Source organism: Sphingobium sp. B7D2B, from assembly GCF_025961895.1.
Classification (GTDB): domain Bacteria; phylum Pseudomonadota; class Alphaproteobacteria; order Sphingomonadales; family Sphingomonadaceae; genus Sphingobium.
This window is the reverse complement of sequence record NZ_JAOQOM010000001.1, coordinates 692,331-716,816: the sequence shown is the minus strand read 5'-3', so window position 1 is coordinate 716,816 and position 24,486 is coordinate 692,331. Positions and strand designations below refer to the sequence as shown.

Here is a 24,486-nt window from a genome sequence, read left to right as displayed (position 1 = left end):
AAAATCTGAAAAATGAATTGTTCAGATACAGTTCCATCCAGATTATGGATAGATCATTCAGTGTGGAGGATATGGTGCATCTGCCGCACCAGCCAGAGGATCCCGGCGTCATTCGCACGGGCGGCATGGTATTGGACCATTTCCCGAAGCGGCGGCAGGCCAAGGGGGTCCGGGCGCACGACGATAGGCAATTGATCGATAAAGGCATCTGCGAGCCGCTTCTGTAGGAAGGACACGCGCATCGTCCCCACGATCAGGCTGGGTACGCTGGAAAAGCTGTTCGTCGTGAGTTCCGTGCGCTGCTTGTCCTGCTGCGGAAAAACCTGCTGCTCCGCAAACGTGCTCTCGCGCGATTGGCCGAAGCGAACGGCGACATGACCCAGCGAAAACAGCGTCTCGCGATCCAGCGGCCCCGCCAGCGCCGGATTGTCCGCCCAGCCGATGACGACATGCTCATCTTCCAGCAGCATCTCGCTGGGGTGCGCGGGGGAGAGATATTGCTCGGGGCATATGATCAGATCGACCTCACCCTTCTCGAGAAAGCTCGTCGCGTCAGGCCCTGTCGGGTAGACATCAATGCGGATACCCGGCGCGATCGTCCCCAGGCTGCGCATCAGCGGGCCGATCAGCACAGTCATCATATAATCCGACACGCTGATGCGGAACCGACGGTTAGAAATGGCCGGATCGAACGTGCTGGAGGTCGACAGGATCTGGTCCGCCTGTTCGATCAGCTGCGAGACCAGCGGCTGGAGGCTCTCGGCATAAGCGGTTGGGACCATGCGCCGGCCGACCTGGACCAGCAAGTCATCCGCAAAATGTTCGCGCAGACGGGTCAGCGCCGCGCTCATGGCCGGCTGGCTGATATTGACCCGCGCCGCAGCACGCGAGACGCTGCGTTCATCGAGCAATACGCTGAGCGCGTAGAGCAGGTTGAGATCAAGACCCTTGAACCGCATGGCCGGACCCATCTCATGTCGGCAGCGCGCTGGCCAGCGCAATCCCTGCCAATTGTTGGACAGCGCGCCTTTGATTGTGGAGATCGCCCCGCCGTTCCCGGGCGGGGCGTGCCGTCCGCCTTTAGCGACCCCTGCCGGGCAAAAGATCCCCATATTTCTTCTCGAGCTTCTTGGTGAACTCGTCGCGCTTGCGCAATTCGGTGAGCAGGCCGTTCACGTCGAAAGAGGCGACCTGGGAGCGAATAAGGTCGGCCCCCTCTCGCCCCCATTGCGCCCGCTCCTGTTCGGTCACCGGCTTGACGAAGCCCCCGTGCAGCACCGCATCGGGATAAAAACTGCCGGCAGGCGTGCCGCTGAACGGAGGGACATAGCGCGACACGGCACTGGGATCGCGCTCGATCTCATGCTCAGGTTGGCTGAGGCCGACCGGCATATCGTTGAGACGGCCGACCAACTGATAGGCGCCATAGCTCACCAGATTGCGGCCATTGGGCGGACCGTCACCGAAGCCGGGGCGCGGCTGACCCGGCTCCGACTTGCGGACCATGTCCGTCCCCATCCACAGCACCGGAACATGCTCTTCATCGAAAATTTCGCGGACCAGCGGCAGCATGGTCTGCTGGGACGGGCCGTGCGAGGTAAGGAAAATAATGCGACGGAACCCCTGACGAATGAGCGAGCGGGTCAACGCTTTGAGGTAGGGCAGACTGTCGGATGTCGAGACATACACCGTGCCCCGACTGGTCGTCGTCCCGCCGGGATAGAAATAAGCGAGGTAGGGCATCACGAGCCCGTCCGCTTTCTCGGCCAGTTCCTGCGCATAAGCGAGGGGGATGACATATTCGACATCCGTCGGATTGCCGCCATTCTGCTCAACCGGGCCAACTGGCACGAAAATGACATCGTTGCGCTTGAGATAGTCTTCCACTTCCCACCCGGTCAGCGTCGTCATCAAACGCGAGCGCATCTTGGGTGCCGGCTTTGCTGCTGTCTGCTGCGCGCCGGCCTGGCTCTGGGCCAGCGCAGGCGCGGCTCCCGAGAAAAGCAGCGCGGCCAGACCGGCCAGGGACAGCGCTCTTACGGCAGGCTCAAATGGTCTCTTCATAACATCCTTGCTCCTCGTTGATATCGATCAGGGGAAAAGCCGGCAGATCTCGCCGCGCAGATCCGTCCCGAGTTCCACCGCGCCGGGGTGATCCGAGGAGAACCGCGCATAGGCGCGGCGATCCTTCTGGTAGGCCGGCCAAACGGGCAGCTTTGCGCCATTTGGATTTCCGGTCTTGGCGAAATTGGTCCAATATTCGACCATCAGATCAGAGAGACGGCGGTCGGCCGCCTTGTAATCGGCAGCCGAAAACCCCGTGGTCAGCAGATTGCCGAACACATAGGGCACCTCGAACGAATGCGCAGCGCCCCGCGCCTCACGGCCGGGCACGAACTGCTCGAACTGATAGTGCCAGACCGGCCCTCCCGCTCTTGCCGATGCCGCTGCGATCTGCACGGCGCCGCAGCGAAAGCTGCTGTCGGTCGAGAATTGCTCCGCCACCGTCCCCATTAGGCGGTCGGGCGCCGGCGGCATCGCGGCGGACAAGCCATAAGCCGCGCGGGCCGCAGCCGCATTCGCACCGAACGCGCTGGCCATCGCAGCATCGAGCTTGTCCGGCGGCAGAACCGCCAGCCCTTCCCGCGCGTTGCTGCCGATCAGCAGCGGGATGGGCTTGCGCCGCTGGTCAGAGATGGCGTCCGTGGCGGCGCGGGTGATGATGTAGCCATCCTGCACTGGCGAGAAGCGCGCGCCGGATCGGCCAGCCGCCTGCGCCATCTGGATGACTGCCGCCGTATCCAGGCCACGCAAGGCCGATAGCGGGAAGCCGTTGGCGAAGCTCTCGCCCTCCCGCTCCGCATCAGCCAGATTGATGGGCGCAATGCTGCTACGCGCCGCGCCGCTCTGGATGATGGCACGCGCGAACAGCCCGTCCGTCACATCGGATGTCATCAGATCAAGAACGCTGGCGCCGCCGGCCGACTGGCCAAAAATAGTGACATTGGCCGGATCGCCGCCGAATTGCGCGATGTTCGCCGCAACCCATCGCAGCGCGGCGATCTGGTCTTCCAATCCGAAATTGCCGGAGGATTTATGGAGCGAGTCTGCTGTCAGCTGTGGATGCGCGAAGAAGCCGAACGCGCCGAGCCGATAGTTGAGCGTGACCACGATGACCCCGTGCCGGGAGAGGGCAACGCCATCATAGGTCGGGCTGCTGCCCATGCCGTTCTGAAAACCGCCGCCATGGACCCAGACCATGACCGGCAGCTTTGGATCCGCCGACACATGTGGCACCCAAATGTTGAGGGTCAGGCAATCTTCGCTGCTGATGCTGGATACCGCGGTTTGCCCGCGCAGCGGCGCCTGAGCACAGGGTGGACCATAATGGTCGGCCTGCTTCACGCCGGCCCAGGCGCGCGGCGGGGCCGGTGATCGCCACCGCAGCTCTCCGACTGGCGGCGCAGCATAGGGCACGCCCAGATAGGCTGCCCCGGTTTCGGTGGCGACGCCCTGAATTTGCCCCTGTGCCGTCGCGACATGCAATGCCGCCGGCCCGGGCACCTGAGCGTGAAGGAGGGAGGCAGATGAGAGCTCCAGACCCAGAATTGTCAGGCTCGTGCCGAGCCGTTTCATCCCTGCCAATGCGCGCATCTGCCCCTCCCCACTGCAGTCAGTTTTCAGAACCTCTAGAGATCGAAGCGGACCCCGACCCTGAAGCTCTGGCCCAGCAGATCGTACCAGGCGTTGTTATTGACGGCGGGGAGCGGCGGCTCCTGGTTCAACAGATTGTTGACCGTGCCATAGATCTGCACCTTCCGGTCTTGCGAACCCACATTGTAGGCCACGCTCAGGTTTACATAGCCGCGCGCCGGGACGATGTTGTTGTTGATGCTGTTGATCAGCGTCGGGCTGTAGCCCGGCTCGTCCGGCCCGATGAAGGCGTTGTTGAACTTGCTCCGGCTGATCCAGCGAAAGTTGACGCTCGTTTCGAACCGCGTGCCGCGATAGGCGAGAGAGGTGTTCACCACCCACTTCGGCACGCCAGCTGTCCCGCCGAAGATCGCACCGGTCTGCCCGGCACGGTTCACACCATTGGGGTAGGCCAGCGAAACGTCGAAGGTCGAGCGATATTCCAGCGTGCGGGTGGCTTGTGCGCTGAGCGTGATGCGGCCCTGCGCACCGGCGAATATCTCATCGACCGGCTGCATGTAGGACAACGCCATGTCGATGCCGCGGGTCTTGAATTCGGCAAAGTTGGCGTTCTGCGCCAACACCGAGAGCACAGCGCCGTTCGCAGGATCGTTATTGGCGAAGGTGATCAGCGAGCAATAGGGGCTGCTCAAATCCGCCGTGCCCGTGCCCAGACAGTTGGTCAGCGACGTGCCCGCTCCGGTTGCGCCGATGGCGTCCTGGATCTTGATCTGGAAATAGTCCGCCGAGATGTTCAGCCGCGACAGGAATTGCGGGTTGAACACAGCGCCTACGCTAAACGTCTTGGCGATTTCCGGGGTCAGGCCGGCATTGCCGCCCGTGACGACGTCATACGCATAAGAGGGCTGCCCGGCGAACCCGGCGCGGGGATCGGCATAGATCGGGCGGGGCACAGTCGCCACCGCCGCCGTGAACAGTTCCGTCAGGCTGGGTGCGCGAATATCCCGCGAGAGCGTGCCCCGGAACAGAATGTCGGGGATCGGTTTCCAGACCAGACCCGCTTTCCACGTCGTCACCTCGCCTGAGACGCTATAGTCCGTCAGGCGGATGGCACCGTTGAATTCAAGCGAGCCCGTGACCCAGTCCGCACTCAACAGCGGAATGATCGTCTCGAGATAGGCCTCCTTGACCGACTGGCTCGCCTTCGGAAAATCGCGGGGTGCGCGCGCCATGAAGGCACCGGCCTGGCTCAGATCGTCCGCGTCGGTGACGAAGGTTTCACGCCGGTAGGAAGCGCCGATGCCTGCCGAAACCGGCCCCGCCCACAGCGCAAACAGATCCCCATTGAGGTTGGCATTCGTCTCGAACAAGGTTGTTTCCGCCACTGCGTGGGTCGTGCCGAACGCGTAATTGTAGGCTGCCGGCGAATAGCTGGCACGCCCGAGAATGTTGATCGGCTGACAGCCGGCCGCGCGCGCCGCGGCATTTGCGCAGACGATCTGCCCGTTCAAGGTTACGGCATTGACCGCGTTCAGGAAATTCGCGGTGATGGGCGTATTGGCCTGGTCCAGCGAGCTTCTGTTACGGCCATATTGAACGGCCGCATCCCACCGCCAGGAACCACCCAGTTCGCCGCGCAAGCCGCTGGACAGGCTGTATGTCTTGCTGGCGTTGCGCAGGATCGGCGGGCCGAAATCATTGCCGAGATAGCCGACCGTTAGCGACCCGTTGGCGGGGATGAGCGCGAGCTGGGCTGGCGTCAGCGCCTGCTGCAGATAGGGATTGTTGCGGCTGAGCGAGAGGAAACCGGTCGTCCCGCCCGTCGCTGCTCGGATCTGGGCGCTGATATTCTGCGCCTCGGTGTTGGAGTAGAGTCCGCGCGCCCATAGCGTCAGGCTGTCGGAGAGATCATATTCGGCGTGCGCGGCGAGATTGTAGCGCTGCGTGTTGGCGCGGAGCACCTGATAGGGCGACACATTGGTTCCGCCGACCATGTTGGTGCCGATCTGGCCCTGATAGAGCCCGGCTTTGAAGGGCGCAGTCGTCACGGTTCCGTTCGGCCCGACGACGAACTGCAGATTACGCAGCGCCGCTGGATTACCGGCAGCGGTCGGGCTGATCAGGCCGCCCGTCGTCAGCATGCCGAAAATCACATCGTCGGTAATCAGGTTGGCCGGCAGTCCGGCGGCGCGATTGTTCGGCAGCGTGACGCTGCTGACGTTGCGCCTTCCCCAGGGCCGCTTGTCATTGAAAAGATCGGTGCCGTCATTGCTGCCATATTCGCCGCCAATGACGAAACGCCCGCGACCGCCCGCGAACTGCGTTCCGAATGCAAGCGAGGCGAACATGTCATCGGCGTCGCCATATTTGGTCTGCCCCCATTGCACCGAACCCTTGATGCCATCCAGCCGGGTGTTGAGCTGCAGGTTGAGCACGCCAGCAACGGCATCCGAGCCATAAGCCGCAGACGCGCCGCCCGTCACCACGTCGATGCGCTGGATCAGGGCCGAGGGAATGAGATTGAGATCGGTCGCGCCGGCCACCGCCGAGCCGGGCACATTGACGGCTGGCAAGCGCATCCGGTCCAGGAGGACAAGCGTGCGCACCGCGCCCAGGCCACGCAAATCGGCATTGTTCGCGCCGGAATTGCCGATGCCGCCGCTTTCCGGGGCCTGACTGCGCCGGAAGGACGGAACCTCGTTGATGACGTCGGCCACGTTGACGGCGGCCCTGTCCTGCAGCAGCTCCGCGCCGATGACGACGGTCGGACTGGGCGCAATAAACCCTGCACGATCGATGCGCGAAGCGCTGACGATGATCTGCTCGACACCACCTTCTTCTTGCGACGATGCCGAAGACTGCGGCGCAGCCGTAGATGATGTTTGAGACTGAGCTATTGCCCCCATGGGCGTGGCGATGATTATCGCGCTGCCACCGGCAAGCATCCATGCTTTAAGGCGCACATTCCCTCTCCCTGTTTGCCCTTATTGGTTTTACCAGTTTGCACGACAATATAGCAATTGCAATGACATTTTGGTCAGCATGCCAGACAGAGAAATGATGACTGCGCAGCCGAGAACTGTAGGACCAAAACCTTTCCAAATATCAGATTCTACTCGGATTTTATTGCAGGACCGGTGGAACGGCACGGCCAACGGGATACCGACCGACATTTGCCTGACCAATAAATCGGGTTCAATGAACGCCGACTCGCCCACCCCATCATTTCAATTCGTCGATCATCTCGAGTGCGGATCTCACGATGGCGTCTTCGGCGCAGCCCGGCTGCAGGCGAGACCCAATGACCTGAAAGGTCAAACGCGAGCGCGCAGCGTCGGAATAAATATAGCCGGAATTGGCCGATCCGTTGGCCAGCGAGGTCATCATCAATTGCAAGCCAGGGGTGGAACGCTTGAGACGCGTGCCGATCTCGCTGTAGACCTCGCCATTGATCGCGCTGATATAGACCGGGCCGATCTTCAGCATGCCCGCGCGGATCGTCACCGGTTCCCCGTCGGCATAAGGCGGAGCGGCGCCTTCCCGGACGGGATTGTCCCGGTCCAGCCGGTCTCGCCCCGGACATTGCAACTGCCTGACCGCGCCCGCAATCACCCCCTGCCGGCTACGCGCCAACTTGCCGAAATGCATGAGATCAATGGCGCTCTCCCCGAGAAGCGCTCCCCCTGCCGCGACGATCTGGCTGACGTCCTCGACCGCAGCAAGATAGTCCGCCTGCCTTTGTGCTGGCACAGGGCTGCCCAACGCGGCCATACGGTCTGCCATCGACACTCCAGCGCTCGGCTGGCCCTCTGCCAGTCGCGCGAGAACGCGCATGTCCGACGCGCCGGGCACGCCCGTGCGCACGCGACTCAATCTATTCTGCGCCCGCGTGAATCTGGGGTTCTGGTCGCCGGAAGCGCCTTGCGCGAAAATTGCCACCGTGGCGTCGCCATAGCGCCGCTCGATATAGCGCGAGGCTTCGCCCGGCACGTCCGCGCTCACCACGCCCGACATGTAGAAATTGATCGGGTGCATGGCGTAGTTGAGATAGACGCCGATCGGTAGGCCATCCTCCCCCAGCGCTTCAAGAATTGCCAGTGTCTTGTCGGATGGTCCGTCAGGATTGGGCCCCTGTGTCCAGCGGTTGTCCCGCAACAGGTCGCGATTGATGTTGAGGTCCACCTGCGTCGTGCCAAAGCCGATTGTGGCAGGCCGCAACGCGGCCTTGGCCGTTGTCACCGCCTTGACGATGGCCAAGGCCGCGTCCGGCCCCGCACCCGCGCGCAAGCGCGACGAGCCGGATGCGCTATGCGTATGAGTGGCCGACACGACGAAATTCTCTTGCGGGTACCCCGTGATCTTTGCCGCTTGGGCGATCGCCTGCCCCGCGACCGCGTCGGGGATGCCGATCAGATCGGCCCCGACAAGGACTGCGCAGTTCTTGTCATTGGCGATGACAAGGGCGCGGACGTAGAGGGGATCACGAATGATGTCGCCGGGGCTGAGCGTAGACGCATCCGGTGTAATCTCGACTTTCGCCGCCCCCGCCTTCCATGCGCTATCCTGAGCGGCCGCCGCCCCCCATGCGACAAAGCAGTGGCGCCAAGCAAAGCCGCGCGAACCAGAATTTTCATCACAGACCCCTCCCCTGAATGTGTCGGCTATCAGCGGTCCGAGACCGAGCCTCGCCGCACGCGCTGCACGAACGCCGCGCCCCGGCCGGCGGCTGCAATCTCGTCCGCCGGCGCATCGACTTCGACATAGCCGATCGCGTTGGTCATCTCATCGAGCAGCGGGATCAGCCGCGCATAGTTCAAGATGCCATCGCCCGGCGGGACCAGCCGGTCATGCTCCGATGGCCCGCGCGATGGATCGACATCCTTGAAATGCATGGCGAGGACGCGCGGCCCCAGCGCGCGGACGAGCCTCAGAGGCTCGGCGCCGCCCAAGGCGGCCCATGCCAGATCGATCTCGAAATCCACCTCGCCGGGCGCAAACCGCTCCGCGATCAACGCGAGCGGGGTCTTTCCCTCGAGCGGAACATGGTCCCAGCCGTGATTGTGGAAAACCAGACGCAGGCCTTCTTCATGTGCCGCGCGCGCAAGATCGTTTAGTCGCGGCAGCCACGCCTCGAACGCCGCGCGCGTCGTCTTGCCGGGGACCGCGCCCTCGAAGAACACCGGCGCGGCCGATTGCGCGACAATCGTTGCGCCGATCTTGCGCGCTGTGGCCATCTGCATTGCCGGCGCCACGCCGTAACCCAGCCGCACGACGCCGACCGACAGACCGGCATCCCGCACCATCGCGGCGACCTCGACCGGATCGGGCGCCGGCGGCTGGCGGGGGGAGAGCGCGGCGAGCGGGAAACCGAAATGGGTGTACCCCATCGCTTTGGCGGCCTTGAGGGTCCCCGCATAGTCGCGCTGGAGCGCCTGCGCGACGGTGATGCTCGCCAGTCCGAGCGGCCTCGCTTCTGCCGCGGGCCGAACCAGCGAAGGCGTGCATCCTGCTGCGAACGCAGACACCGCGCCCGCCACTACAGCGCGACGGGCAACGCCAGAATCCGGCTCAGTTACCAACCGGTTCGACCTCAATGGCGGAAACCACCGCCTCGCCAACGGAAGCCTTGAACTGCAGCGTCAGCATCTGGCCCGTCACATCGACGTCGAACGTCTCACGCACGGCCGCGCGGACGGCGCCAGCCTGGGCGCGAATGTCATAGGCTTGCAGGACCGGCCTGCCATTGGCGGTGACGCTGAACCGCCGCTCGCCGACGCCCTTGTCTGGCTCCACAAAGCTCAGCGTGACGCGGTAACGGCCATCGGCGGCGGGGATTCGGTATTGGAACGCCTTCCCCTGCCGAAAACTCGCGACCACATCGCGCCGATCCGTTCCGCTAATCTCGGCGAGGACGGCCTGGCGGCCGCGTCCGCCGGGCTGATCGGTCGTGCCTGCCGTACCGCCGACGAAGAATTCATCCGAGCCGAACTTCACGTCCGCGCGCGCGGCGACGAGCGCGCCGCTGTCGATGCGGAAGCTGCGGGCCTGCGCCGGCGCGACGGTCCAGTCGATCCGATCCATGACCGGGCCGGACGGGAACACGCCACGGGCTTCGATGACATTGCCGCCCTGCTTCAGGCGCACGGCCGGCCATACGCATACACTGTCGGGGCAATCCTTCAGACCGCCCAGCGTGCGGCCATTCACCGTGAGCAGGGTCTCCGGGGCATTGCTGTAAACGCGAATGTCGGTGACGGGATAGGCGCGGTCCACATAGCGACGGCCGTTGATGTGGACGGTCGGCTTGTCGGACCAGTTCGCGCGATAGAAGTAGAAAATGTCCTTTCTGATTTTGCGATCATAGGTGACGATGCCCTTGGTATTGATGTCCTGCGCATCGCCCTCGCGCCGCACCGTCGAGCCGAAATCGAAGCCGTTCCACAGCCAGATGCCCCAAAGATCGCGCCGATCCTTGAGCACCTTCCAGCTCTGCTCATGATACCAGGAGAAGAAGGCTTCCGGCTGGGTCCGCCCAGCAGATTCAATCGGGCCGCCCAGCGGATTGTCCGATGCCATATTGGCCGCGCCGCCAGCCCCGATCTCGCTGATCGAAATCGGCTGATCGGGTCGCTTGGCGCGCAGTTCATCGAGATGCGCGCCAAGCTGATCCGGCTCGCCATAATACCAGCCATAATAACGGTTGGCGCCGACGGCATCGACCGACTCCGCAACGGGCGGCACGTCGGGCATGCCTCGCCCTTCACAGCATTGCGCCAGCACGACCGGCCGTAGCGGATCGACCGACTTGGCCAGCGCGTTCAGCTCATCGAGCAGCGGACGGGGATCGGCCAGCACCTCCGGTGGGCGGCCAAGAAAGTCCGGTCGGCCCGGGCCGAAGTCTACTTCATTGGCGATGCCCCACACCGCAACCGAGGCGTGATTGTAATTCTGCTTGATGAGATCCTGCAATTGCATCCGCGCATTCTCGCGGATGCCCGCCGGCGCTTCGGTCTGGTCGCGCGCATTGGTCCAAGCCGTCACCAGCGCGATCTCGTCCCACAGGATGAGGCCATAGCGGTCTGCGAGGTCGTGGATCGGCTGGCCGTGCTGATAATGGGCGAGGCGCAGGGAATTGGCGCCCATATCGCGCATGATGTCCACCGTCTCCGCCACATCGTTGGGCGTCACGGCCCAGTCGGCAGCTTCATTGTCCTGATGCAGCCCCACGCCGACGAGCGGCGTGCGCTTGCCGTTGAGGAAAAAGCCCTCCTTCGGGTCGAGCCTCAGCGTGCGGATGCCGAAGGGCTGGTCCAGTGCATCGAGCAGTTCGCCGGTGGCAGACCGCATCTCGAAGCGCAGCGTGTGGAGATAGGGATCGGCCGTGCCGTTCCACAGATGCGGATTGGCGACGACCAGCGCGCCGCGCATCTCCCTGACCGCGCCAGCGGCCAGCTGCGCCGTCTCGCGCCATGTCGCGACCGCCTTGCCGCGATGATCGAGCAATTGCGCGTCGATCGTCACCGGCTGCGCGGAGGCGCTGTCGTTTCTGAGCCGCGCGAGCAGATCGATAGTCGCCCGGCCGCTCTCAACGCTGCGGGTCGCGGCGTAGATGCCCGGCCCGCCATGATCGAGCATGTCGATATGGACCGGATTGGTCATGACGAGACTGACCGGCCGATACAGCCCGCCCCGCACAAAGAAATCGCCGGTCATCGGCAGCACGTCCTCAGTGCTGTTCCCCAGACGCGGCTGGGTGTTGTCGACTTTCACGTAGAGCGAATTGGGCTCGCCGAAGCGGATCACGCTGCTGGCATCCAGGCGGAAGCGACCAAACGGATTGCGATGCTCGCCCAAGCGCACGCCATTCAGCCACACCTCGGCGGTCCGGCTGGCTGCATCGAATTCCAGAAAGGCACGCTTGCCCGCATTCGCCGCGGCGGGCGTGAAGGTCAGCTGATACCAGCCGACGCCCTGGGTCTTGTTGACTGTCTCCGCCGAGTTCACATGTGTTTCCGGGTCGGAGAGATAATAGCCGACGCGATTCCAGCTGTGCGGCACCGAGACCGGCTTCCAGTTCTCCGGCTTCGGGTCATGCGCGGCGGGACCGGCTTGGCCGACCAGATTGAACTGCCAGCCGTCGGCCAGCGCCATTCTGGTGCGCACGTGCTCGCTGGCCTGATCGCTGGGCGACACCGCGTCGCGGGCAAGCGATGGGGAGGCATGGCTCGTTGCAGCCAGCGCCAGAACCAGCGCCATCGATGTCATCATCCGCATATTTATCTCGCCTTCTTCATATCCTAGTGCGCGTCTTCAGGCAGGCGTTCGCCGGTCAGTCGCGCGCCGCGCCACCTGCGGGACGCTGGGCGGGCGCGGCGCGGAAGAACGCCAGCCTGCGCTCGTCCGGCCAGGCAGCGATATGTGCATCGGCCCCGAGTTCGAGCAGGCGCGGACGGGCCGGGTCGAACGTCACCCATTTCAGTTGCTGCGTGTCCGGCTTCCCCGAGCGGGCAAAGGCGACCAGCGAATCCGTCATCGCGCTGCTGAACGCGCGGTCGGCCTGGGACCAGTCCCGCATGGGGCGGAAGCGATTGAAGCTGTCGATCGTGGAGAGCCAGAACGGCACTTCCGAGGTGTGGTAGGCGCCCGCCGTCGCGGGATCGAGGTCGGGGATGTGCACCCCGGCCGGGTAGGAATGCGGGCGGGCGAACATATAGCTGTAAACCGGGGCCTTGCCTTTCGCGACCTGCGCCCGCGCCCAGGCATCCATCGCCGCCGCCATCGTCCCGTCCCGGTCCGCAACCCGCGCCTGCGCTTTCGCTTCAGCATCGGTCGCCGCGGGGTAGAGCTTCAGGAAGGCGTCGGCACGATCACCGAAGACGGCCGCAGCCCGCGCCTTGTAGTCAGCCAGCGTCTGCATAGGGCCGAGGCCACCGAGCGATTCATCGCGCGTGAAGCCGAGCATGAGCGGGACATCGCTCTGGGCAGACCGGTTGAAAGCCTCATCGATGGGATAAGGCAGCACATAGCCATCTTCGATCGGGCCGACCGGCGGAGATCCGGGCACGCGCGGCACGACCAGCCGGTCGGCGGGCATGGCGCGAAGATCAGCGAGGTTGCTGCCCTTCCAGATGGCCTGCAGCCGCACGCCATCTTGCTCGGCCTGCGCCAGGGGACGCATGGCACCCGGCCCCGCCGAGCCGATGAGCGCACCGCTCATGCCCACGGCGCGCTGGAAAAGACCCTTGGCAAGCGGGCTGGCCTGCAAAGCGAGAACCGACATCGACCCGGCCGACTGACCAGCAATGGTCACATTGGAAGGATCGCCGCCAAATTGCGCGATGTTCTCCTGCACCCAGCGCAGCGCGGCGATCTGGTCCAGGAATCCATAATTGCCCGATGCTTTATGCCCCGATTCAGAGGTCAGTTCGGGATGCGCGAAAAAGCCAAGCGGGCCGACGCGATAATTGAGATTGACGAAGACAATGTCCCGCGTGGCGACAGTCTCTCCACCGTACAGCGCCATGCTGCCCGCCCCAATGAAGAAGCCGCCCCCATGCAGGAAGATGATCACGGGCGCCTTGTTGAGTCCCGGCTTGGCCCAGATGTTGAGATAAAGGCAGTCTTCGCTGGTGACTTCCGCGCCGGAATACTGGTTGGTCAGGATGCCGCGCTGCTGCTGCATGCATTGCGGGCCGAACCGGTCGGCATGATAGATGCCCTTCCAGGCCGCCACCGGCTGGGGCGCCCGCCAGCGCAAATCCCGTACCGGCGGTGCGGCATAAGGCACGCCCAGAAACGCGCGAACGCCGGAGGGCAGCATCCGTCCCTCAATCGCCCCCGCCTGCGTCGTCACCCGCAGCTCGGATGTGCCAACGGCCTCCCCAGCCAATGCCGGAGGGGCCGCAGATAACGCGCCGAGGAAAAAGAGGCCAGGACCACACCATTGCTGAATGAACCCTCTCAAACGGGCAATCGTCATGGTACTGTCCTCTCTTTCAGTTCTGCTTTGTTCCGTTGATCGGAACGGTTTTAGTTGCTCGCTCCAAAACCGACCCGGAGGCGGACGCCGACATAGCGCTGATAGTTGCGCGGAACCTGCTGGATCAGCGTCGGGGCCGAGTATCCATTGCCCGTATAATCGGTGATGGACGTCAGATACGCCTTGTTAAACAGGTTGTTGACGAAGAACGACAGATCCCAGTTCACAGCGCCCGTGCTGCGCAGGCCAATGCTGGCATTGGCGATGCCATAGGCATCGAACTTGGTGAGCGGGTTGCGATCCAGCGAGAAGTTGACATCATCCTGCCAGGCATAGTTCGCGCTCATATAGGCGTTGATCTCGGTGCCCTGAATGGGCGCCTCGTACACGCCACCGACGTTGAACTTGAAGTCCGGCGAATTGGCGAGACCAACGCCAGCCAGATCCTGCACGAACGTGGTCGTGCCCGGAATGGCGACGCAGCCCTGCGCGACCGTCTGACCAGGATAGCAGCTCGCGCCCGGGAATTCGCGGATCTTCGCGTCGACGTAAGCGGCCGAACCATAGAGATTGAGGTTCGGAGTCGCCCGGATGGAGCCCTCGAACTCGATACCCTTGGTGCGCAGCTTGCCGACATTCTTGAGAATGAATTGCGGCGCACCGGCGATGAATTCCGCGCTCTGCGCCTGGAAGTCGTCATAGTCGGTCCAGAAGCCGGTGATCGCGAACGATCCACGGTTGCCCCAGAAGCGACCCTTCATACCGACTTCGTAGGATACGGAATGCTCGGGCTTGACGAGATTGTCGATCCGCGACTGGTTGAAGCCCGACGAGATGTCGTAGGCCTGCCCCTTATAGCCCTTGGCGATGGCGGCATAGACCATCACTTCGTCGCTCACGAACTGCTGCAGTGAGGCCTTGCCGGTAACAGCCGTGTCGCTCCGCTGATCTTCGTAGACGACAGGCGTTGCCGGCCGATTATCGCGATAGAACACGCCGACGGTCTCGCGATTGACGCGGCCGCCGAGCGTAAGCTTGGTCGTCGGTGTGAAATTATAGCCGAGCTGACCGAAGGCGGCGTAGCTCTCCGTCGATGCCGTCGAATCCCAGTCCTGACGGAGGAACGACAGGAAAGACGGCGCGGAGCGGATGAAGCGGCGGTCGGTATTGCCATCGGCATAGAACAGGCCGACCATATACTCGAACGGGCTGGCGCCCCGCGAGGTCAGGCGCAGCTCCTGGCTGAACATCGTCGCATCATAGGGGCCGCCCTGATAGAGGGTCGGCGCGGCAGAGAAGTCGAGATCCTGGCCGGATTCCAGCTTCCAGCGCTGATAGGCGGAAACCGATGTCAGCGTCGCAAAGCCCAGATCGAGATCGGCCTTGGCCGACAGCAGATACTGGAAGCTGTCAGCGCGCGGATCGCCGTCGAAGCGGACATTGTCGTTGCCGACGCCCGGCCGAATTCCGCGCACGTCAATCGCCGCGCCGTTCTGGGTCGCACCAGGGGTCACATAATAATAGGTCGGCGCGTTGCCGTTCGACTTGGTGTTGCTGTAATTGCCGGACAACGTGAGATCGAGGTTGCCGGCACCGTAAGTGAACTTGCCGCCAAAACCGTAGCTTTCCGCGCCATTGAGGCGATGACCGTTGGTCAGGTTGTTGATATAGCCTTCACGGTCCGAATAGAAGCCGTTCAGCCGGAAGCCGGCATTCTGGCCGATGGGACCGGAGAGCATGGCGGATACCCGCGTCTCGTCGTCATTGGTCAGGACACCTTCGACATAACCGCTCAGGTCACGCGTCGGATTCTTGGTCGTGATGTTGACCACGCCGGCAGACGCGTTCTTGCCGAACAGGGAATCCTGCGGCCCACGCAGAACTTCGACCTGCGCGATGTCATTCAACCCGCCACCGAACGCCTGGCCCTGCTGAAGCAGTGCCACACCGTCCACGACGATCGAGACGGCCGGCTCGGTGCTGGTCGAAAAGGAGAAGGTGCCGATGCCGCGGATCGAGACGGACGACGACGCCGAATTGCCCTGCTCGTTCACTGTCAGTGAGGGCGACACGCGGGTGATGTCGGAAAACTGGGTGACCTGCGCGGTGTTCAGCACCGCCGAGTTGATCACGCTTACCGCCGCCGGAACTTCAAGAATGTCCTGCTCCCGCTTCTGGGCGGTCACGATGATCGCTTCCGGCTCAGACCCTGCACCGGCTTCGGGCGCGGCGCTCTGGGCGAAGCCAGGCGTTGCGACCGCACAGGCCGCCGCCAACGCAGCAGACGCAACGGAAAAACGTAGGAAAGAACGCATTTAGGGAGATCCTCTTACCAAAACTCGGAACCGAACCGGACTTGGCCAAGTCACTGCGGATAATTGGTCATGCCACATTGTAGGCAGAATATAAATGGTTGTGACGGGAAAAATCAGCACGCTGAACGAAAACGGCTAATTTCAGCCGCCACTTTCACATTCGACTGTTGTAAAGAAACCGCGCAAAGGTGTCTGGCCAATCCGCTCAATCCGCGATAGCATCGCCGCTTTCCTCTGGCAGAGGGTCGACATAGAACAGGTGGTCATGGCATCCGAACCGATCAGCGGCAGAGACCGACTTTATCAGGCAATCGCGCACCAGTTGCTGGAGGTGTTCGGGAGCGGGCGCTACAAGCCTGGCGACCGGCTACCCACGGAGCGGGAACTCGCGATCCAGTATAATGTCAGCCGCCCGACCATCCGCGAGGCGATCATCGCGCTGGAGGTTCAGGGCATCGTCGAAGTCCGCGTCGGCTCCGGCGCCTATCTCAAAGGCCTGCCCAGCGCGGGCGATCCTGCGGCATTCAATGTCAGCGCCTTCGAACTGACCGAAGCGCGCTTGCTGCTGGAAGGCGAGGCGGCCGCGCTTGCGGCGGCGCAGATCACCGACGAGGAGCTCGCCACGCTGGCGCAGCTGATCGACGAGATCGCGACGGAGAATGAACGCAACGCCGGCACGGAAGACGCGGACCACCAGTTCCACCTGACCATCGCGCGGGCGACGCGCAATTCGGCGATCGTGAACCTCATCGACAATCTCTGGTCGTTGCGCGCCAAATCCCCCGAGACCGCGCTCCTCTATGCCAAGGCGCGATCGGCCAATGTCAAACCTGTCATCGACGAGCATCAGGTCATTCTCGATGCGCTGCGGACGCGCGACCCCGCCAAGGCCCGCGCCGCCATGCGCGCGCATCTGACCGCGGTTCTGGACAGTCTGCTCTTCGCGACCGAGGAAAAGGCAATCGAGGAAGCGCGCAAGGCATCGGCATCGAAGCGCGCCCGCTATGAAAGGGCGATTGCCTGAGCAACGCGCCGGGCGCCCCCGGCATGCCCACTCAGTAGGTCAGGCCAAAGCCGAACGGATAGAGCGTGCCGCCCGGCGTCTCGGCATAGCCGGGCGCGTCGGAATGCTGCCGGTCGACAGCATCGAGTGAGGCAGGCAAGGCAAATGGCAGGCGCCCGGCCGGGGCCTGCTTGCCGGTCAGCACATCGATCTGGGCCGCATCGCTCGCCCCGAAGCTGGCGATGATCGCCCCGGCATTGCGCAGGCCGCTGGCTTCATCCAGCACGTAAGGCTGGCGGAAATAGATATTGAGGATCACGCGGCGCGGATCGCCGATTTCGCGCATGACCGCCTGAATGTCCGCCAGCGATGGATAGACCGACCAGCTCTGCGCCTTCGCCATGGCGGAAAAGGACAGCATCCCTGCTTCCCAGGGAAACGCGCCGCCGAAAATCAGATTGTCGTCCACGCAGGTGACGTCCTTGCTGACACCGGGCGCCGTGCAGGGGTCCTGCTCACCCCAGCTTGCCTGCCGCTTGCCCGTCACGCGGTTGGCGATGCTGATAGCCGGATCGACCGCGCGCCCGCCGGCTTCGGTTGACTTGCTGGAATAGCGCCGCGCCCCGTCCATGCTCACGCGGACATTGATGACGGCATAGTCCGTGCCCGCCGGCACGGCCGGACGGGCCTGCCCCTTTTTAACGTCATAATTGCCGTCAGTGGCGGCAAATCCCCGCGCGGCGAAATCAGCACCGGCAAAGCCCATGGTGTAGATGCGACTGCCCGGGCGGAGCGGCAACACAGCCGAGCCGTACACCTTCTGATTGTGCAGCAGCACGAGCGACCGCCGCTGAATGTCCAGCCCCAGCGCGCGATGCTCGGCCGTGCCGATCATCTCCGGCGCTGCCTCGGCGTCGACATAGGGATTTTCAAACAGGCCCAGCGCGAATTGTTCGGTCAGCAGCCGCTTGACCGCCGGATCGATATCGCCTGCTTCACTGAGCGCGCCCTGGGCAACCAGATCGACGATCGTGCTCTTGCTGCGGAACTCGGAGAGAATATCCGTGCCAGCGCGAATGGCGAGCGCGGTGCGATCCGCGACGGTGTACCCCTTACCAGTCGCCGGATTTGTGCGACTGTCTTCCAGACCCCATCCGCGCTCTTCGATGATGCCGCTGTCCGAGTTCACATAGCCGCGAAAGCCCAGCTCATCCCGCAGAATACCCGTGACGATATGCCGCGAGAACGCCATGCCCAGACTTTCGACCGCCCGCCCGCCATGATGCGCATCCACCGGCACGCCATAATAAGGCATGATCGAACCCACGCCGACGTCGATGGCTCGCTGGAAGGGGCGCAGATGATAATCGAACCCATACCGTCCGCTCGGATCGGTGTAGAACTGGTCCTTGCCGAATGTGTAATGCGCATCCAGCCCGAGCTGCTGCGGCCCACCGCCGGGGAAGTGCTTGAGCGTCATGCTGACTGCGGTGGCTGGTGAGAGCGCAAGGCCGCCCTGCCCTTTCTCGCCCTGCAGCCCTTTGACGAGCGCCGTCACGATATCGCCGACCAGATCGGCATCCTCGCTGAACGTCTCATGGAAGCGTGACCAGCGCGGCTCCGTGCCGAGATCCGCCATATAGCCATACATGCCGCGCAAGCCGATGGCCCGCCACTCCTGGCCCATGAAACGCGTAAATCCGGCGATGACGGACATGTCGCCCCGCAGATTGGCGGGCGGAGCGCCATCGGCCGCACTGAGCGGCGCCGCGGCACCGAGCGCTGCGGCCGCCAGCCCCGCCTCTTTCGGAAACTCTGTGAAAGCGCCGGCGCCCTGACCAATGCCGAACGTCGGGCTGACCTCGACATGATTCCGCGCATTATCCTTGAACAGCGCGGGGATGCCGAGCCGGCTTGCCTCACGCATTTCCTGCACCGCATTGGTGAACCGCGCCATCTGCAGCGGCGTCTGCCGATAGCCGCCCCGCAGGCGAAAACCGGTCAGGCGGACGGAGCAATCGGCCGGCTCTGTCGCCACCGTGGCGCGCAGGATGAACCGGCTCATATGCTCCTGCTGGATGAGCGCGCGGCCATCCGCCGTGATCGACCCGTCGCAATCCGGATTCTGGGTCGCGATGAGCATGGTGCCGGCCTTCTCGGCCAGCGTCATGCGCTTGACCAGATCGTTGGCACGCATGTTGGCGGGCAGGCGCCAGTCCTCATAGGGCTCCAGCGTGCCGGACCCGTTCAGATCCTTGAACCGCAGGCCGTTGAGGGTCAGGATCGGCTTGGTTCGCGCTGCGATATCCGGTTGCGCCGTCGTGCTTGCCGACGATGAACCGACCGCCGCTTGCAAACCGGTACAGCCGCTCATCATGACAGCGAGTGCACATAAAGATGCCGAACGCAGCATGATTCCGGACCCGCCCATCGCCTTACTCCCACATCGTTTCTTAGAGGATCGAACCAGCCCGGTCCGGCTGTGTCCGACCATAGGGTTCCGCTTCCGCTGCGGGAATAGCGCCCCGCCGCTGGACCACCCATCCGGCGAGGCGATTGCCCGCTGCTGCGGCTTCTGCTGCCGATGCTCCTGCTAGCCGATGCGCGAGATAGGCGCCGTTGAAGGCGTCCCCGGCGCCCGAGGTATCGAGCGGGCGGCTGACGACGACCTGCGGCGGCACCATAGCGCCGGCGATCATCGCCCCAGCCGCCCCCATCTTGACGGCGACTTCCGCCACGCCCCGCACGCGCCAATGCGCCGCGACATCCTCGCAACGATCGACGCCGGTCAGCGCAGCTTCGTCCTCCAGCGTCGGCAGACCAATCGTTGCGACGCCCAGTGCCGCCTCATGCCAGCGCCTTGCAGTCTCTGGGGATTCCCATAGCGCAGGCCGATAATTGCTGTCGAAGGCGACCTGCCCCCCCGCCTCGCGACAGTTCTGCAAAATGTCCAGCAGGCTCGACCGGTCCTGATCCGGGAGGATCGCGAGCGTCACCAGCGAGGTGTAAATGAGTTGCGCAGCCTGTGCCGCCGCCGCGAGCCGATCCTTGCCAATGAGCGGCACCAGCCGCCGAGCGGCGCTGTCGCTGCGCCGATAGGTGAAGGAGCGCTCGCCCCGTTCGTCGGTCGCGATGAAATAGATGCCGCACTCATGCGCCGGACTGCGCGCCACGCATGAAAGGTCCAGCCCCTCGCCCTGCCACTGTGCCGCGAGAAAATCGCTGAACCCATCGCGCCCGATGGCCGTCGCAAGGCCGGTCGCGATACCGAAGCGCGCCAGATGAATGGCCGTGTTGACCACATCGCCGCCATGGGCCTGCCGCCAGCACGCATCCTCCCGCCGGAACTCGACCATGCCCTCGCCGATCGCGAGAACGCGCATCACCAGTTCCACATGCTGCCGTCGGACAGCCGCGCGACCGGCAGATAGGCCGGCTTGTAGGGATATTTGGCGGCCAGAGTTTCATCGATGTCGACGCCATGACCAGGCGTTTCGCCGCAGTAGAGAAAGCCGCGCTCGAAATGGTAATCATGGGGGAAGACGGCGTCCGTCTCCTCGGTGTGGCGCATATATTCCTGAATGCCGAAATTCGGCACCCAGGTATCGAAATGCAGGGCCGTGCCCATCGTCACCGGCGAGAGATCGGTCGCGCCGTGGCAGCCCGTGCGGACCTGATAGAGCGAGGCCAGATCGGCGATGCGCCGCAGATGCGAAACGCCGCCCGCGCCCACAATGGTCGTGCGGATATAGTCGATCAGCTGGTTCTGGATGAGATCCTTGGCATCCCAGATGGTGTTGAAGATCTCGCCGACGGCCAGCGGGGTGACCGTGTGCTGGCGGACCAGCTTGAAGGCTTCCTGATTCTCCGCAGGCGTGACGTCTTCCAGCCAGAAAAGCTGATAGGGCTCGAGCATCTTGCCGAGATTGGCGGCTTCCTGCGGCGTGTAGCGATGGTGGCCATCATGCAGCAGATGATGGTCGAACCCGTAGGTCAGGCGCAGCTTGTCGAACAGCTTGGGCACATGGTTGAGCGCCTTGCGCGTATCCCAGCCGGTGACAGAGGGCAGCGCGGCATCGGCCGGCTCATAATAGAGCTTGCCGCGCCCGACGCCATAGGCGTCCTTCACATTGGGAATACCCGTCTGCGCGCGGATCGCCTGATAGCCCATGTCGATATATTCGCCCACGGCATCGACGGTTTCTTCGATATCCGAGCCATTGGCATGGCCGTAGACCATCACGCCATCGCGGCTGCGGCCACCCAGAAGCTGGTACAGGGGCATATTGGCCATCTTGGCCTTGATATCCCACAGCGCGACATCGACCGCCGCGATGGCCCGCATGGTCACCGGCCCGCGCCGCCAATAGGCCCCGCGATAGAGATATTGCCAAATATCCTCGATCCGCCGTGGGTCCATGCCTATGAGGCAGGGCGCCACATGGTCCTGCAAATAGGACACGACCGAAAGCTCCCGCCCGTTGAGCGTGGCATCGCCGATTCCATAAACGCCCTGATCGGTCTCGATCTTGAGCGTCACGAAATTGCGTCCGGGACAGGTGACGATGACCCGAGCGGCAGTTATCTTCATTGCAGGCAAAGCTCCCGATGAGTGTCCAAGCATTTTCGCCTGACAATCAATACTAGATTGGTCAGGCATTGTATGGCAAGGGGTCATTTCCGGTCGCCAGGGAGAAGGTCATGAGTCCACTGAAACTGCATCCTGATCGGCTGTTTCCTGCGGACTCCACCACGCGCGCAATCGCTCGCGACCTTTATGCGCAGGTTGCGCAACTGCCGATCGTCAGCCCCCATGGCCATACCGACCCGCGCTGGTTTGCGGACAATCAGGCATTCACCAATGCCGCAGACCTGCTGCTGATCCCCGACCATTATCTCCTGCGGATGCTCTACAGCCAGGGCATTCCCATGGAGAAGCTGGGCGTGCGGCGGCGCGGCGAAGCGGCGGAGACGGCGCCGCGAGAGGCATGGCGCATCTTCGCAGCCCATTATCATCTTTTCCGTGGCACCCCTTCCCGGCTCTGGCTGGATTGGGTGTTCGCCGAAGTGTTCGGCCTCACGGAGCGGCTGGATGCGGACAGCGCCGACGCATATTACGATGCCATCGCGGAGCAGCTCGCGCGGGAGGCTTTCCGCCCTCGCGCGCTGTTCGAGCGCTTCAATATCGAGGTGATTGCCACCACCGAGTCTCCCCTCGACAGTCTCGACCATCACCGCACGATTGCCGCCAGCGGATGGTCCGGCCGGGTGATTACGGCTTATCGCCCGGACCCGGTGGTCGATCCCGAATTCGAGGGATTTCGCGACAATCTGGTGCGCTTTGGCGAGTTGGCCGGCGAAGATTGCTTCACCTATGGGGGCTATCTCGCCGCGCACCGCAACCGCCGAGCGTTTTTCGCCCGGATGGGCGCAACTTCAACCGATCACGGCCACCCAACCGCTGCGACGGCGGACCTTGACGACGCGCAGGCCCGCGCTCTTTTCGCGCGCGTCATTGCCCCGGACGTGAGCGCCGCGGATGCCGAACTGTTCCGCGCGCACATGCTGACGGTCATGGCCGGCATGAGCATCGAGGATGGATTGGTCATGCAAATCCACCCTGGCTGTTTCCGCAATCACAATCCCTGGCTGTTTAAGCATTTCGGGCGGGACAAGGGCGCGGACATTCCTGTGCGCACCGAATATGTCCACGCGCTGCGGCCACTGCTCGCCAAATATGGCCGCGATCCGCGCCTGTCCCTCATCGTCTTCACGCTGGATGAAACGACCTACAGCCGGGAACTGGCTCCGCTTGCCGGCCACTATCCGGCACTCAAGCTCGGCCCGGCCTGGTGGTTCCACGATAGCCCGGAAGGCATGTGGCGCTTCCGGGAGAATGTTACGGAGACAGCGGGCTTCTACAATACGGTTGGCTTCAACGACGATACGCGCGCCTTCATGTCCATTCCCGCGCGCCACGATGTCGCGCGCCGGGTCGATTGCGCCTTTCTCGCGCGGCTGGTCGCCGAGCATCGGCTGGAGGACTGGGAAGCTGCCGAACTCGCGCAGGATCTCGCCTATAATTTCGCCAAGGCAGCTTACAAACTATGAGGCTCTCCGAGCAGACCCTCGCGTCGCTCGATGCGCGCGTTATTCAGGTGCCTTACGATCGCGCCGCCGGCAGCAAACAGATCGTCCATCTCGGCCTGGGCGCCTTCACGCGGGCGCATCAGGCGGTGTTTACCGAAGATGCCATTGCGGCGTCGGGCGAGGTCTGGCGCATCCTCGGCGTGTCGATGCGCAGCGCCACGGTGCGCGATCAGCTTGCGCCGCAGGATTGCCTGTTCACCGTGACCACCAAGGGCGAAGGCGCGCCTGCGACGCGGCTGGTGCGCTGCCTGAGCGATATCATCGTCGCCCCGGAAGACCCGGCCCGTGTGGTGTCCGCCATCGCCGATCCCAAAACCCATATCGTGACGCTGACCGTGACCGAGAAAGGCTATCACCTTTCCGGCAGGCAGGACGAAGCGCTCGACCCGCTGCTGCAGGATGACCCCGCAAGCCCGGCGCCGCGCACCATCTACGGCTATCTCGCACAAGGCCTGAAGCAGCGCCGAGACCAGGGCCTGCCCGGCCTCACGATCCTGAGCTGCGACAATCTCGCGGACAATGGCACCCGCTTGCGCGCCATGCTCCTCAAGGTGCTGACCGGCACCGACCCGCAATTGGCGCAATGGTGCGCGGATAACTGCACCTTCCCCTGTTCCATGGTCGATCGGATCGTCCCGGCGACGCAGCCCGATGACACCGACCGGCTGGAAAGCATGATCGGTCTGCGGGACGAGGCTGCAGTGTTCACCGAGCCTTTCCGCCAATGGGTGATCGAGGATCGGTTCGCCGGCCCCCGCCCCCCATGGGAAGCTGCTGGCGCCGAGATCGTGGCGGACGTGCGCCCCTATGAAACGGCCAAGCTGCGGATGCTCAACGGCGCGCACTCGGCGCTCGCCTATCTCGGCCTTGCCAAGGGGCATGAGCTGGTCAGCCAGGCCATGGCCGACCCAGACATTGGCGGGTTGGTCCGCAGCCTGATGCGCGACGAAGCCGCCGACAGTTTCCAGCCGGCGGCAGGGCAAGACCTGCAGGCTTATGCGGCCTCGCTCGAAGCGCGCTTCGCCAACCCCGCTTTGCCACACCGGCTCGCGCAGATCGCCATGGATGGATCGCAGAAGATTCCGCAACGCTGGCTGGCGACGCTCGCCGACCGGCAGGCGCAGGGGAAGGCCTCGCCGGCGATTTTGCAGGCCCTCGCGGCATGGATCGCCCATGTTCGGGGGGACAATCCCCATGTCAGCGATCCTCGTGCGGAAACGCTGGCGCTGGCTTGGAAACAGGCCGGGCGGAACGGGATCGCCGCCGCGCTTTTCGGAGACGGCGGATTGATCGCCTCTGTGTGGAAGCCGGCGAGGGACGAACTGGCCGTCCTGTCCCGTCATCTGGAGACGATGGCGGGCTGACTTGCCTATTAAAACGGGTTT

At 63.7% G+C, this 24,486-nt stretch carries 15 protein-coding genes; 3 read left to right on the top strand and 12 right to left on the bottom strand.

Annotation, left to right across the window (positions count from 1 at the left end; genetic code table 11):
- Positions 1-53: 53 nt before the first annotated feature.
- From M2341_RS03105 to M2341_RS03065, 9 genes are all read right to left on the bottom strand, one after another.
- A complete protein-coding gene (locus tag M2341_RS03105) occupies positions 54-959 on the bottom strand; it encodes a LysR family transcriptional regulator (RefSeq protein ID WP_264584189.1) in 906 nt (301 codons plus the stop codon).
- A 121-nt stretch (positions 960-1,080) separates the two neighbouring features.
- Complete coding sequence (locus M2341_RS03100; RefSeq protein ID WP_264574348.1) at positions 1,081-2,064, bottom strand: creatininase family protein; 984 nt, start codon at positions 2,062-2,064, stop codon at positions 1,081-1,083.
- Between the two features lie 27 nt (positions 2,065-2,091).
- Positions 2,092-3,654, bottom strand: a complete 1,563-nt coding sequence (locus M2341_RS03095; protein WP_264584188.1) for a carboxylesterase/lipase family protein — start codon at positions 3,652-3,654, stop codon at positions 2,092-2,094.
- Positions 3,655-3,689: 35 nt separating this feature from the next.
- On the bottom strand, positions 3,690-6,617 hold the full coding sequence (locus M2341_RS03090; protein ID WP_264584187.1) for a TonB-dependent receptor plug domain-containing protein: 2,928 nt from the start codon (positions 6,615-6,617) through the stop codon (positions 3,690-3,692).
- A 259-nt stretch (positions 6,618-6,876) separates the two neighbouring features.
- Positions 6,877-8,142, bottom strand: coding sequence for a neutral/alkaline non-lysosomal ceramidase N-terminal domain-containing protein (locus tag M2341_RS03085; protein ID WP_264585976.1), 1,266 nt, complete (start codon positions 8,140-8,142; stop codon positions 6,877-6,879).
- Between the two features lie 176 nt (positions 8,143-8,318).
- A complete protein-coding gene (locus tag M2341_RS03080; RefSeq protein ID WP_264584186.1) occupies positions 8,319-9,179 on the bottom strand; it encodes a sugar phosphate isomerase/epimerase family protein in 861 nt (286 codons plus the stop codon).
- Between the two features lie 43 nt (positions 9,180-9,222).
- Positions 9,223-11,928 carry a glycoside hydrolase family 2 TIM barrel-domain containing protein gene (locus tag M2341_RS03075; protein ID WP_264584185.1) on the bottom strand — a complete coding sequence of 902 codons (2,706 nt, stop codon included), beginning with the start codon at positions 11,926-11,928 and terminating at the stop codon, positions 9,223-9,225.
- A gap of 55 nt (positions 11,929-11,983) precedes the next feature.
- Positions 11,984-13,633 carry a carboxylesterase/lipase family protein gene (locus tag M2341_RS03070; protein ID WP_264584184.1) on the bottom strand — a complete coding sequence of 550 codons (1,650 nt, stop codon included), beginning with the start codon at positions 13,631-13,633 and terminating at the stop codon, positions 11,984-11,986.
- 50 nt (positions 13,634-13,683) lie between these two features.
- Entirely contained in the window at positions 13,684-15,948 is a 2,265-nt protein-coding gene (locus M2341_RS03065) for a TonB-dependent receptor (protein WP_264584183.1), read from the bottom strand.
- Positions 15,949-16,213: 265 nt separating this feature from the next.
- Between M2341_RS03065 and M2341_RS03060 the strand changes: the two genes are divergently transcribed.
- Entirely contained in the window at positions 16,214-16,972 is a 759-nt protein-coding gene (locus tag M2341_RS03060) for a FadR/GntR family transcriptional regulator (protein WP_181558593.1), read from the top strand.
- A gap of 31 nt (positions 16,973-17,003) precedes the next feature.
- Here the strand turns inward: M2341_RS03060 and M2341_RS03055 are convergent, their stop codons facing one another.
- The 3 genes from M2341_RS03055 to manD are packed head-to-tail and all read right to left on the bottom strand — an operon-like array spanning position 17,004 to position 21,542.
- Positions 17,004-19,382: a glycoside hydrolase family 3 protein gene (locus M2341_RS03055; protein ID WP_264584182.1), complete on the bottom strand. Its 2,379-nt coding sequence runs from the start codon at positions 19,380-19,382 to the stop codon at positions 17,004-17,006.
- Between the two features lie 22 nt (positions 19,383-19,404).
- On the bottom strand, positions 19,405-20,334 hold the full coding sequence (locus M2341_RS03050; protein WP_264584181.1) for a sugar kinase: 930 nt from the start codon (positions 20,332-20,334) through the stop codon (positions 19,405-19,407).
- Positions 20,334-21,542 (bottom strand): D-mannonate dehydratase ManD, encoded by a 1,209-nt coding sequence (manD, locus tag M2341_RS03045; protein WP_181558590.1) that lies wholly within the window; start codon positions 21,540-21,542, stop codon positions 20,334-20,336. The genes M2341_RS03050 and manD overlap by 1 nt, the downstream gene beginning before the upstream one ends.
- A 110-nt stretch (positions 21,543-21,652) precedes the next feature.
- Between manD and uxaC the strand changes: the two genes are divergently transcribed.
- A complete protein-coding gene (gene uxaC / locus M2341_RS03040; RefSeq protein WP_264584180.1) occupies positions 21,653-23,062 on the top strand; it encodes a glucuronate isomerase in 1,410 nt (469 codons plus the stop codon).
- Positions 23,059-24,465 (top strand): mannitol dehydrogenase family protein, encoded by a 1,407-nt coding sequence (locus tag M2341_RS03035; RefSeq protein WP_264584179.1) that lies wholly within the window; start codon positions 23,059-23,061, stop codon positions 24,463-24,465. The genes uxaC and M2341_RS03035 overlap by 4 nt, the downstream gene beginning before the upstream one ends.
- Positions 24,466-24,486 lie beyond the last annotated feature (21 nt).